Below are 12,767 nucleotides of genomic sequence, written 5' to 3'. Positions count from 1 at the left end.
AGACCTTCGTGCAAATGGACCACAGGCCGACAATGCACTAACATTCAAACCGGACCACTCAGTGGGGGCATTCCAGCCTTACCATTGCTGCGTTCGGCGGCTTGGGTTTTGTCTTATGGCCTCACATAAAATCAGCGATCGCTTATACTTTCGCTTACATAGAAGCGGTTTTCTAAGGATTGCGAATTTGCCATCGGCTGGGCAGATCAAAGCTCCTGCGCTCGCATGTCACCCCAGATCTTTGTACGGCTCGGGACCGTGGGGACGGAATGCCCCAGTGGGTTAGACTGGCTCTTCAGGGAGCTTGCCCAGCCCTCAGAGACGCTCTAGCGTTTCAGGATGGAAAATCTCTGGGACGATTTGCTTAACCCTGATGTGCTTCGACAACGCTTCGTGAAATCCGGGCTTTTCCTTCTGGCACACGAAGCCCTGAGGAACTCAATCATTGTTCGACTAAGCGATTTTTACTCCGACGGCTGGAGCGCTGAGGGCGGCTGGAAAGAGGGACCAAATTACCGGGAGAAAGTTCTGTCACTCGATCCGAAAGGGAAGGGTGACAGGTGGCGCGCCAGTATAGCTTGGCTGCGTAAGATTGGTGCGATTGATGATGCCGACGAACGGAAAATCATCGACCTGACCAATGAACGGAATCGCTTGGCCCATGAGTTGCGGCATGTAATCGGCGGGTCGCAGACTCATGATTTTGAAGCCTTGTTTTCCGACGTCACGGAGCTTGTCGCTAAAATTGATCGCTGGTGGGTGATCAATGTGGAAATCGCGACAGATCCGGACATGATGGACAAGGAGATAGATGAAGCCGGAGTTCAGCCGGGGTCCGTTATCATGCTGCAGATGCTTTCCCATGTTGCATTGGGGGAGGATGATCAGGCTTGGTCGTACTACAAAGCATTCATGGCTGAACGCGGGGAAGACGCAGAATCCCCGACCCAAGGTTAAGGGGTTTGGTATAAGTAATGGAGAAGAAGAAAGAACAGGAGGGCAGGCCAGCCTCCTCCTCAACTTCCTTCCCCGGACAACCTCCCACGCCCTGAGACGATCCCTATAGGCCTTGCAACATCCCCTACGCCTGTAGCGGACGTAATCCCGGACAACGTGCCGAGACTCGTTGGCAAAATAATCGTCGAGACCCCGCTTCCCCGACACCGCGAGGACTTTCCCGACAATCTCCTCCGAGGCCTCGGCCATTACCGCCCGCAACTCCCCAGCGCGGCCATAGTTGATGATGAAACTGTCATGGATACAAAGAACAGCTACCCCCTTCTGGGTAAAATGTCCGAGCACCCGTTCCGCAATCTGGGCGTCAAGGTTCATCAGCCCGATACCAACGTCAGCGCCAAGTGACGCCTTGGACCAGGGGTTCTTCTCGGAGAAAAGACCGAGAAGGCGAGATAGGTCGGCGTTGGTCAGCCCCTTTGCCATGTGACCGGCGGGCCAGCCGTCGCGGAAGCTGTTAAAGGCCGATTTCCAGGTTCTCGCGTTCAGCGCCGTCAGGACAAGCTGCTTAACGATGGCACGTTGCAGGCCCGCCGGTGTCCCCGGCACGGTCTTCGGCGGCAGAGTGTAGGGATCATCGACAATCGCGATTCCCTGTTGCGCCGCGATGATAGCCAGATGCAGCCCCTTGAAGTCCACCTCGACCGTGGGACGGTCAATGATGAAGATCCGATCCCGGTGCTCTTTGCTGACCTGCTGCCACCATGGCCCGTAGAAGCGCCCGTTGAGGGACCATGACCCCCGGCTGAAGATGCGACGGGTGAACTGGTGGTGGTGGTCGATCGGAACCGTGACATCGTCACCGTACTTATCTTTACGGATGGTCCAGGAGTCTGACAGAGTAGGAATGTCGATAAAAGTATCTGCGATCAGGGCGTTATAGGCTTCAAGTTCCGCCCGCATCCGCCGGGTCTCGTCGGTATCCTCATATTCCTGATACTTCGAGTCCTCCCCGTCCCCAGCCTTGAGAACGATACACTCCCGCCCGGCGACCTGCTGCACGTCATCGCGCCCCGTCCGCAAGTCGCGGAACATTGACCGCAGCGGCTCCGCAGCCCTGATCCTCGTCGTTCTGTTGCCCGGAGCGTGAGGCCCGCTGTAGCTGCCCTTGGCCTCGTCAATCAGACCACGCTCCACAAGCCGGTGGATCAGGTCGACGATCTTCTTCGAGATGCCCAACTTGTTATATCTGGACCAGGCATCCCAGCTGTTCTGCGACATTGCCACGCCGATGCAGAGGTCTGGATCCTGCAACCAAGCCACGTAGAGGTCGAGCAGCAGTATCCTCAACTGATTCCGAAAGGGACACTTAGGCTTTGGTCCACCCCGCCCAGATCGGTCGAAGTCGCTGCAATGCTCGTCCCAGACCCTTTCCACCACCGCGACCAGTTCGGCATGGTCCGACCACCGATGCACGTCCAGCGGCCTTGAGTACCATGGGTTCGCGATGGCCTTCTCCCGGACACTCTCTTCCAGGCTGTCTTCTCTGGGTGTCCCCGAGGACGAAGGTTCCCAATCGTCGTCCGGGCCGGGTATCCTGCTGTCCCAACCCTGTCTTTCCACCATTACCTATACCTAACCCCCTTAGCAGTTTCCGAAGCGCTATAGATGGGGACGACCCCTGCCTGCCCCAAGCAGAAAAAGAGAGAAAAGGGGTCCCCCGGCAGCCGAAGCCGCCGAGGGGTTGATCACATATTGTCGAGCGCCTCCCGAACAAGCCGGAAGACCTGCCTCTGCCAGTCTGCAAGGTCAGTCGGTATTGCCTGCCAGACCCCATAGTCGAGCCTGACCTGTTCCTCGCCTTCCTCGTCCACCCTATAGGCGAAGCTGCCACCTTCGGGGCCAAGGAACACCACATTGCAATCCGACATCCAGAGGCCTGCCAGCTGTTCGGCATCGACCTCCAGACCGTAGGGCAGCCACCAGCGCCCGTCGCGCTGTACCAGAGGATAGGGCTCAGTCATTGCCGCCCCCCAGCCTTCGCGTTACGACGTAGTCAGCCAGAACCTCCCGGAAATGCTCAGCATCCCAGAAGCCCTGCGCCTGCGCCGCCCGATCTTCGGCCACAGAACGAGAAAGGCCGCCATCATATTGCATGATCGCGGCCCGTTCCTCGAAAGCATCAATGTCAGGAATCAGTGGCATGGCGGCAGGCCCACCCGTTCCACGATCTCCCGCTTCTGCTCGTCGCTGATCCCGGCAGAGTAGATGCCATAGGTCATGCGGTTCTCTGACCTTGCCGACTGGTGGCCGACGATGGACGCAGTGAAGTGCTCCGGGACGCCTGCCCGTTCGCACTGGGTCACGAACCACTTCCGGGTACTATGGAACACCACGCCGGACCGTGAGAGCCCCAGAGAGGTCCGCAGGGACGCAAACCGCTTGGTAACCACCGACACCGTCAGGTCAGGAAACAGCCGCCCCTGTCCAGGCAGCCGAGCCAGCAGCGGGGTCAGTGCCGAGTGCAGTGGAATAGAGCGTTCCGCCGCATCCGTCTTCAACGACCGGACCTCGTTGGGGCGTATCCAGGCGAACCAGCCGAGATTGCCCTTCCAGACCAGATCCCCCCGAACCAGCCCCACCGCTTCACCCGCCCGCATCCCGGTCATCAAGCAGAAGGTCAGCACATCACCGATGCGGGGATCATCCTGAGCCAGCAATAGCCTGACCTCGGCATCGGTCAGCGCGGCATAGCTCCGGTTCTTGCCTTTGGCTTCGACCCTGACCGTGCTGAAGGGGTTGGCCACCAACTCCCCCTCATAGACCGCCCAGTCGAGGAAATGGCCGACCTGACTGACCGTTCTGCGCTGCGTCCTCGCGGTGATCGTGTCACCATTGCTGGCCGCCACCAATTGATCCAGCCCATAGCCACGGGTCCGCCACGACTTCCCGGTATGCCGCCCCAGCAGCGCCACTTTCCTGACGAAAGCCAGCGCATCTTCGCGGGTGATTGCCCCGATCGGCCTTGCACCGTAGGCTGAGGCGAACAGCCCGACCGAGAACCGCACCGACTTGAAGCCCCCGTGCTGCAGCTCACCCGACCGCCGGTTGAGATAGAGGCGGGCAAGCTCTTTGACCGTCCTGCGCCCCACGATCACCACCGGAGAGAAGACCGGCGGCGTCACCACAACCGGGGCTGGCTTTTCCACCACCTGCCCCTGCTTCGCCTTCGCTATGACCTCCTCGTACTTCGCATTGACCTCGGCAGCCCGCGCCCTTGCCACCCGAGCATCACCCGTCTTCAGCGACTGCTTCATGGCCTGACCGAGAAGACCCTGAAGTTCCTTGGGGTAGTTGCGCCGAAACAGCCAGGTCTGCTGCTTGAGATAGGCGTACTGAATACGCACAGACATACGTCCTCCTTCTGGGGCTTTCGCCCCAAGGTTAGAGATACTGAGTATTTTCTGATTGATTTCTGCCGCTTAGATGGAAATATGAGTTCCCAGCCGACGCCGCCTCACTGCCACATCATTAGCGCGCCGATGAACAGCGTTGAGGCCAGTGACGGGCTGAACTGCCCGATCACCCAGAGGACAGCAATGACCAGCAGGTCTCTCGGCACCAGCATAAAGCCCCCGGCGATGACGCCGAGGATCGCAAGAATATTCATAGGATAAGCTCCTGTTTCTGCTTCTTTATTCAGATGGGGAGCTTTTCTCGGTTTATGGTGGGAGTGACTTTTTAGCGTTATGCCTTCAACGTCAGCTATGCGGGACGGAGCGGTCGTTCGATGGTCAGCAGACTTCTATACCTTTGCTCTGCTTGAGAAAGGCAATGAGACGATCAAACTCAACCTTGGTAAATCTGTCCGACAGAAATTTCGATTCTGGTTGAGAGGCTATGAACGAGGCAATCTTGTGCGCATAGTCGGTCGAGAGTGGCGTGCAAAGGTGATACCCGATTAGTTCTGCCACATTAACCGGCAAGAAACCGGCATCTCCTACTTCTTCAACAATGCATCTCCAATTCTCGTTGGGAAGAACGAAGTCCCGCTCCGGGGCCCCAACGTCAACAAGAATAAAAACCATCGCTGCTCCACTGCCGAAACCTCACCAGTGATTGGTTGCACGCGGTTTGTGTTCAGCAAATGGTATGCCTATTACCTATTGACGACGTACCGCCTAAATGATGGCGACACGATTGCGGACCTGCCAGCTTTGGCCTGATCTGCCATCGCGAATATCGCCCCACCCACTGCTCCGCGTGCGCTTTACGACACGTCATGACGCAGCGGTATCATTGCGCAGTTCCACCAAAGACAAGAGGATGAACAGGAAAACGACATCAGACCGAGGCCGGAATGGCTGCGCAAGCGATCCCTGCCCCTCCTGGCCTCGACGGGGCAAGTGACTGTATTGGACGGAAATCGACACCAGGCTGCGACCTGACCTGCGATTGTGACGGCCCGTGAGAGGTCCGGCCTGAGACGGATGGAGGAAAGACGATGACTGACGCCTATATCTATGACGCTTTGCGCAGCCCGCGCGGGCGCGGGCGCCCGGATGGCGCGCTGCATGAGGTCACCTCGGTCGCGCTTTCGGCGCAGATGCTGAACGCGGTGCAGACCCGCAACGGGCTGCAAGGCCATGCGGTCGAGGATGTGATCTGGGGCAATGTCACGCAAGTGGGGGAACAGGGCGGCTGCCTGGCGCGCTCGGCGGTGCTGCTCTCGGATCTGGACGAGGCGATCCCCGGCCTCTCGATCAACCGGTTTTGTGCCAGCGGCATGGAGGCGGTGAACCTTGCCGCCAACCAGGTGAAGGCCGGCGCGGGGCAGGCCTATATCGCCGGTGGCGTCGAGATGATGAGCCGGGTCGCCATGGGCTCGGACGGGGCAGCGATTGCGGTGGACCCGGCGCTGACCTTTAAAACCCATTTCGTGCCGCAGGGGATTTCCGCGGATATCATCGCGACAAAATTCGGCATTTCGCGCGCAGCGGCAGACCAGCTGGCCGCCGAAAGCCAGGCCCGGGCGGCGGCGGCCTGGGCGGATCAGCGTTTCGCAAAATCCATCGTGCCGGTCAAAGATATCAACGGGCTCACCATCCTTGACCATGACGAGTATATGCGCCCCGGCACCACGGCCGAGGCCCTGGGCGCGCTGAAAGCCAGTTTCAGAGACATCGGCGAGGTAATGCCCGGTTTCGACAGGATTGCCCTGATGAAATACCCCGAGCTGGAGCGTGTTGACCATATCCACCATGCCGGGAATTCCTCGGGGATTGTCGATGGCGCGGCGGCGGTGCTGATCGGCAGTGCCGCGTTTGGCAAAGCGCATGGGCTGAAGCCGCGCGCGCGGATCCGCGCCACCGCCAAGATCGGCACCGATCCGACGATCATGCTGACCGGCCCGGTGCCGGTGACGGAAAAGATCCTGAAGGAGTCCGGCCTCAGAATCGGCGATATCGACCTGTTCGAGGTCAATGAGGCCTTTGCTGCGGTGGTTTTGCGGTTCATGCAGGCGTTCAACGTCTCGCCTGATCGCGTGAACGTCAATGGCGGGGCGATCGCGATGGGGCACCCGCTGGGCGCTTCGGGCGCGATCATCATCGGCACGCTGCTGGACGAAATGGAGCGGCGCGATCTGACCCTTGGCCTTGCCACTTTGTGCATCGCATCTGGCATGGGCGCCGCCACCATCATCGAGAGGGTCTGATGAAAAAGCTCGATCTGACAAAGGTTCCGGTCAAGACCGGCTCCATCTACCCCTCGCCCTATGCTGAAATGATGGAGGGGCGCTCAAGCCTGCGGCTCGGACAGGCGGCGGGGCTGACGCAATTCGGCGTCAATCTGGTAACGCTGAAACCCGGCGCGCTGTCGAGTTTACGCCACTGGCACAGGGCGGAAGACGAATTCGTCATGATGGTGGCGGGCGAATGCGTGATGATCACCGATGACGGTGAAGAGATCATGCGCGTGGGCGATTGCGCCGGTTTTCCCGCCGGGACGCCGGACGGGCATCAATTCATCAACCGGGGAGATACGCCGGCGGTGTTCGTCGTCATCGGCGCGAAGGCCCGCGAAGAGGTGGTGACCTATTCAGATGTCGACATGGTGCTGACCGTCACAGATGGCGCCGGTGTTTGCACCCATAAGGACGGGCGCCCCTGGCAGCCCGAGGGAGAGGAAAATGGCTGATTTCATCTGGGATCTCGACGCAGACGGCGTGGCGACCATCACCTGGGACACCCCGGGCAAGTCGATGAATGTCATGTCGATGGCGGGTTTTGCCGAACTTGATGCACTGATCGACCGGGCGCTGGCCGACATGGCCGTGAAGGGGGTGGTGATCACCTCGGGCAAGAAGGATTTCGCCGGCGGCATGGATCTGAATGTGCTGGCGGGGATGCGGGCGGGGGGTGCCCAGGCGATCTTTGACGGCGCGATGCAGATGCATACTGTGCTGCGCAAGATCGAACTCGCGGGCATGGATTTCAGGACGAAAAAGGGGGCCAAACCCATCGTGGCGGCGCTGCCCGGCACCGCGCTCGGCATCGGGCTTGAGCTGCCGCTGGCCACCCATCGCATCTTTGCCGCCGATAACCCGAAGGCGAAGATCGGATTGCCGGAAATCAAGGTTGGTATCTTCCCCGGCGGCGGCGGCACCACGCGGGTGTCGCGGAAGCTTGGCGCGATGATGGCCGCACCCATCCTGCTGGAAGGCAAGCTTTCGGATCCGAAGGGCGCGAAAACGGCCGGGCTGATTGATGAGGTGGTGCCCGCGGATGATCTGATCGGGGCCGCAAAAGCCTGGGTTCTGGCCGCGAAAGACGCGGATCTGGTGAAGCCCTGGGATGACAAAGGGTATAAATTCCCCGGCGGCGCGCCCTATCATCCGGCAGGGTTCATGACCTTTGTCGGCGCCTCGGCTATAGTGAACGGCAAGACGCAAGGCGTGTTTCCGGCGGCGAAGGCGCTGCTATCGGCGGTTTATGAAGGCTCGCTGGTGCCCTTTGACCAGGCGCTGAAGATCGAGGCACGGCAGTTTACCTCTGTGCTGATGAACCCGTCTTCTTCAGCAATGATCCGGTCTTTGTTCATTAACAAAGAGGCGCTTGAGAAAGGCGCGAACCGGCCCAAAGCCGCCGATCAGTCGGTGAAACGGCTGGGCGTGCTGGGCGCCGGCATGATGGGCGCCGGTATCGCCTATGTCGCGGCCAATGCCGGGATCGAGGTCGTGCTTATCGACGCGACGCAAGAGGCCGCCGACCGGGGCCGCGCGCATTCGGAAAGCCTGCTCGACAAGGGCGAGAAGCGTGGCAAGGTGACGGCTGCGAGGAAAGACGAGGTGCTGGGCCTCATCACCGCCACCACCGATTATGCCAGCCTGAAAGGGGTCGACCTGATCGTCGAGGCGGTGTTCGAAGACCCGAAGGTCAAGGCAGGCGTCACAAAGCTGGCCGAAGAGGCCGCAGGTCCGGAGGTCATTTTCGCGACCAATACCTCGACCCTCCCGATCACCGGGCTGGCGGCGGCGAGTGCGCGCCCCGAAAATTACATCGGCATCCATTTCTTCAGCCCCGTCGACAAGATGATGCTGGTCGAGATCATTCGCGGCAGGAAAACCGGAGACCGCGCCGTAGCGAAGGCGCTCGATTTCGTGCGCCAGATCCGCAAGACGCCGATTGTGGTCAATGATGCGCGCTTCTTCTACGCCAATCGCTGCATCATTCCGTACATCAACGAAGGCATCCGCATGGTCGCCGAAGGCACCGAACCGGCGCTGGTCGAAAATGCCGCGAAACTTCTGGGGATGCCGCTTGGGCCGTTGCAGCTTGTCGATGAGACCTCGATCGAGCTTGGGGTGAAGATCGCGAAGGCCACCAAAGCCGCGATGGGCGCCGATTATCCCGATGAGGCGGTCGACAGGGTGATCTTCTGGATGGCGGATCAGGGACGGCTGGGCCGCAAGACCAATGCCGGGTTTTATGATTACAGCGACAAGGGCGAACGCCTGGGGCTCTGGGAGGGGCTGGCCGGGAAATACCCCGCCGACAAAGTGCAGCTCTCGCTTGCCGATGTGCAGCACCGGCTGATGATGGCGCAGGTGCTGGAGGCTGTCCGGGCGCTGGAGGAAGGTGTGTTGACGGATATCCGCGAAGGTGATGTCGGCGCGATCCTCGGCTGGGGGTTTGCGCCCTGGTCAGGCGGGCCATTCGGCTGGCTCGACATTATCGGGGCGGCGCGTGCCGTGCAGATCTGCCGTGAGCTGACCGCGCAATTCGGGCACCGCTTCGAGGCTCCCGCCCTTCTGCGCGAGATGGCGGAAAAGGGGACGGGCTTTTACGGCCAGCCCGGCGAAACCAGGGCCGCCTGACCCCGCACCCCGGGATCAGCCAGAGAAACACAGTCGGGAGAAAACTCCGGATCCGCCAGGCGGGCCCGGGCTTTTCTCTGCAGCGATGCGGCGCTAGTCTCGCCGCTGATCCCGGCGCAGGGCGCCGGCAGTAAACAGGGACGTCCGGATATGATCAGAGGCTTTCAGAGCCAGGGAATGCGGCTGGCTTCCGTCCCGCCGGAAAACTTTATCCCCGCGACCTTTGGCCGGCTCAGCCCCGAAACCCCGGTTCTGCCGGGGGACAGCTCTGCCGCCACTGCGGCGCTGCGCGAGATGGTCTGGATCGACATCGAGGCGCCGACCCATGCCGAGGAAGACCTGATCGAGAACGCGCTCGGCTTTGGCATTCCGACCCGCGAAGATATGCAGGAAATCGAGCCCTCGTCGCGGATCTATGTCGAAGATGGCGTGCTTTATCTGACCGCCCAGGTGCTGGCCTCGCCCGATATGAAACAGCTTATGATCGGGCCGGTGACCTTCATGGTGCAACCCGCCCGGCTGGTGACGGTGCATTACCACCGCCCCGGCTCTTTCGCGTTTTTCGCCGATTGGGCGGCGCGCCATGACACGCCCTGTTCGACCGGCATCGCCACCCTTCTCGGGCTGATGGAGGCGATGGTCGACCGGCTTGCCGATATCCTGGAAAACGAGGCCCGCCAGCTGGATGATCTGTCAAAGACGATCTTTGACAGCCGCAAGGCCGCCAGCGATGCGCTGTCGGGCGTGGTGACCCGGATCGGTGCTGCCGAAGACCGCAACGGCAAGATCAATGAAAGCCTTGCGACGATCCAGCGGGTGCTGGGCTATCTTTCGGTGCCCGGCGCTGTGGCCGCGAAAGAGGCCCTGAAGGGCATCGACCGCGACCAGCTGAAAAGCCTGATCCATGACGTGCGGTCCCTGCGTGAAGTGGCGGCGGTTCAGGCAGAGAAAGTGCGGTTTCAGCTGGATGCGACGCTGGGTGTGATCAATATCCGCCAGTCCGACATCATCAAGGTCTTCTCGGTGGTGGCCTTCGTCTTCCTGCCACCGACCCTGATCGCCAGCATCTATGGCATGAATTTCGAACATATGCCGGAACTTGCGGTGAAATGGGGCTATCCGGCGGCGCTGGTGATGATGGTCGTTTCGGCCGTGGCGCCCTGGATGTTCTTTCGCTGGAAGAAATGGCTCTGAGCCGGGTCGGTCCTCACCTTCACCCCGCTGTTGCAATCGGCGGTTAGGGAACAGGTCGCAACGATCTGAGGTGCTGCCATGACCCCCCGCCTGCTTTCCGCAGTTTCCGTTTTCGCCCTGCTGGCGAGCCCGGCGCTCTCCCAGAGCTTCAACCGCATCGCGTCTTTCCCGGTGATCGCCAATATGGCGGATGGCGAGGACAAATCGCGTGAATCCTCGGCCGAGATCGTCTCGGTCTCGAAGGACGGCAACACGCTGATCTATACTGACAGCCCGCTGGGCGGCGTAGGCCTGATCGACATCACCGATGCCAAAGCCCCGAAACCGCTTGGCAATATCGACCTGCATGGCGAGCCGACCACCGCCTATATCATCGGCGACAAGGCCGTGGTGGGCGTCAATACCTCGGAAAGCTATGCCAATCCCTCGGGCCGTCTCGCGATCATCGACATTGCGACGGCAACCGAGACCGGATCCTGCGATCTGGGCGGTCAGCCGGATTCGGTCGCGGTGGCACCAGATGAAAGCTTTATCGCGGTCGCAATCGAGAATGAGCGCGATGAAGACCTGGGCGATGGCGGCCTGCCGCAGATGCCGGCGGGCTATGTGGTGAAACTGCCGCTGAAAGACGGCGCCCCCGATTGCGCGGCCTTGCAAAAGATCGACATGACCGGCCTTGCAAGCATTGGCGGCGAAGATCCCGAACCGGAATTCGTCGATATCAATGCGGCCGGCGAGATCGTCGTCACGCTGCAGGAAAACAACCATATCGTGGTGATCGGCGCGGACGGCCAGATCGCCGCGCATTTCTCTGCCGGCGAGGTCGTGCTGGAGAATGTCGATACCAAAACCGACGGCAAGCTCGACTTCACCACCACAACCGACCCGATCCCGCGCGAACCCGATGGCGTGCAATGGATCGACAATGACCATTTCGCCACCGCCAATGAAGGCGACTGGAAGGGCGGCTCGCGCGGGTTCACGATCTGGAAAAAGGACGGCACGATCGTCTGGGAGTCCGGCAACAGCCTGGAACATGCAATCATCGAGATCGGCCATTACCCCGAAAAACGCTCGAAAGCCAAAGGGATCGAGCCGGAGGGCATGGAATTCGCCCGTTTCGGCGATACGCCCTATCTGTTCGTTCTGTCCGAGCGCGGATCGGTCGCGGCGGTCTATGATGTGACCGACCTTGCCGCCCCGAAACTGACCCAGCTGCTGCCTTCGGGGATTTCGCCCGAAGGCGTGATGGCAATCCCTTCGCGCGACCTGCTGGTCACCGCGAATGAGGCCGATCTGGGCGAGGACGGCGCCGCGCGGGCGCATGTGATGATCTATGAGCTGAGCGATGCCGCGCCCGCCTATCCGATGCTGACCTCTGCCGGGGCAGAGAAGCTGATCGGCTGGGGCGCGCTTGGGGCGCTGGCCTCGGTTGAGGGCGTCGAAGGTCGCCTTTTCGCCGCCTCCGACAGCGTCTATTCGGCAATGCCCTCGATCTATGAGATCGACATCACGCAAAGCCCGGCGAAGATCGTCGCACAAACCGTGGTGACGCGCGGCGGCCAGCCGGCGCAGAAGCTCGATATCGAAGGGCTGACCTCGGATAGCGAAGGCGGCTTCTGGCTGGCGAATGAGGGCAATGCCGAGAAACTGGTGCCGCATGCGATCCTGCGCGTGAATGCAAAGGGCGAGATCAGGGAAGAGATCTCGCTGCCGGTTGAACTGCTGGCGCATCAGACCCGGTTTGGCGCCGAAGGGATCGCGAAGGTCGGCAATGTTCTCTGGGTCGCGATGCAGCGCGAATGGGGCGATGATCCGAAGGGTCAGGTGAAGCTGCTGGCCTATGACCTTGACGCAAAGGAATGGAGCGCCGTTGCCTATCCGCTGGAGCCGAAGGGCGAGGGCTGGATGGGGCTGTCGGAACTGACCGTCCATGGCGATCATGCCTATGTCATCGAACGCGACAATCTTATCGGCGATGCGGCGGTGGTGAAAAAGATCTTCCGCGTGAAGCTGGCCGATCTGAAGCCGGTGAAACTGGGCGAGACCCTGCCCGTCATCACCAAGGAAGAGGTTCGCGACCTGATCCCTGAGCTGAAATCGCTGACCAATGGCTATGTGGTCGACAAGGTTGAAGGTCTGGCATTCGATCACGAGGGCAATGCCTGGATCGTCACCGATAATGACGGCGTCGATGACAGTTCGGGCGAGACCCTGTTCTGGAACGCCGGCAAGCTCTGAT

The 12,767-nt window shown here is 60.7% G+C and carries 11 protein-coding genes; 5 read left to right on the top strand and 6 right to left on the bottom strand.

Features of this window, described 5'->3' with window-relative positions; all coding sequences use genetic code 11:
* Positions 1-531: 531 nt before the first annotated feature.
* From AC4FS3_RS23625 to AC4FS3_RS23600, 6 genes are all read right to left on the bottom strand, one after another.
* Positions 532-2,580 carry a hypothetical protein gene (locus AC4FS3_RS23625; RefSeq protein ID WP_491022539.1) on the bottom strand — a complete coding sequence of 683 codons (2,049 nt, stop codon included), beginning with the start codon at positions 2,578-2,580 and terminating at the stop codon, positions 532-534.
* Between the two features lie 122 nt (positions 2,581-2,702).
* Positions 2,703-2,978, bottom strand: coding sequence for a hypothetical protein (locus tag AC4FS3_RS23620; RefSeq protein ID WP_491022538.1), 276 nt, complete (start codon positions 2,976-2,978; stop codon positions 2,703-2,705).
* Positions 2,971-3,159, bottom strand: coding sequence for a hypothetical protein (locus AC4FS3_RS23615; RefSeq protein WP_491022537.1), 189 nt, complete (start codon positions 3,157-3,159; stop codon positions 2,971-2,973). Before AC4FS3_RS23615 ends, AC4FS3_RS23620 begins: the two co-directional genes overlap by 8 nt.
* A complete protein-coding gene (locus AC4FS3_RS23610) occupies positions 3,150-4,367 on the bottom strand; it encodes a site-specific integrase (RefSeq protein ID WP_491022536.1) in 1,218 nt (405 codons plus the stop codon). The genes AC4FS3_RS23615 and AC4FS3_RS23610 overlap by 10 nt, the downstream gene beginning before the upstream one ends.
* 104 nt (positions 4,368-4,471) lie before the next feature.
* A complete protein-coding gene (locus tag AC4FS3_RS23605) occupies positions 4,472-4,624 on the bottom strand; it encodes a hypothetical protein (protein WP_491022535.1) in 153 nt (50 codons plus the stop codon).
* A gap of 124 nt (positions 4,625-4,748) precedes the next feature.
* Complete coding sequence (locus AC4FS3_RS23600) at positions 4,749-5,042, bottom strand: hypothetical protein (RefSeq protein ID WP_491022534.1); 294 nt, start codon at positions 5,040-5,042, stop codon at positions 4,749-4,751.
* A 416-nt stretch (positions 5,043-5,458) separates the two neighbouring features.
* On the opposite strand from AC4FS3_RS23600, the gene AC4FS3_RS23595 reads away from it, so the two are divergent.
* From AC4FS3_RS23595 to AC4FS3_RS23575, 5 genes are all read left to right on the top strand, one after another.
* On the top strand, positions 5,459-6,670 hold the full coding sequence (locus AC4FS3_RS23595; protein WP_491022533.1) for an acetyl-CoA C-acetyltransferase: 1,212 nt from the start codon (positions 5,459-5,461) through the stop codon (positions 6,668-6,670).
* The gene (locus tag AC4FS3_RS23590) at positions 6,670-7,152 is read left to right on the top strand and encodes a cupin domain-containing protein (RefSeq protein WP_491022532.1); all 483 of its coding nucleotides are present in this window, start codon (positions 6,670-6,672) and stop codon (positions 7,150-7,152) included. Before AC4FS3_RS23595 ends, AC4FS3_RS23590 begins: the two co-directional genes overlap by 1 nt.
* Positions 7,145-9,331 (top strand): 3-hydroxyacyl-CoA dehydrogenase NAD-binding domain-containing protein, encoded by a 2,187-nt coding sequence (locus tag AC4FS3_RS23585; RefSeq protein WP_491022531.1) that lies wholly within the window; start codon positions 7,145-7,147, stop codon positions 9,329-9,331. The genes AC4FS3_RS23590 and AC4FS3_RS23585 overlap by 8 nt, the downstream gene beginning before the upstream one ends.
* 177 nt (positions 9,332-9,508) lie before the next feature.
* Positions 9,509-10,525 carry a magnesium transporter CorA family protein gene (locus AC4FS3_RS23580; protein WP_491022530.1) on the top strand — a complete coding sequence of 339 codons (1,017 nt, stop codon included), beginning with the start codon at positions 9,509-9,511 and terminating at the stop codon, positions 10,523-10,525.
* A 78-nt stretch (positions 10,526-10,603) separates the two neighbouring features.
* Positions 10,604-12,766, top strand: coding sequence for an esterase-like activity of phytase family protein (locus AC4FS3_RS23575; RefSeq protein ID WP_491022529.1), 2,163 nt, complete (start codon positions 10,604-10,606; stop codon positions 12,764-12,766).
* Position 12,767: the final 1 nt, after the last annotated feature.

This window comes from Pseudogemmobacter sp. TB195 (genome assembly GCF_058313095.1).
This window is presented reverse-complemented; position numbering and strand designations above follow the sequence as displayed.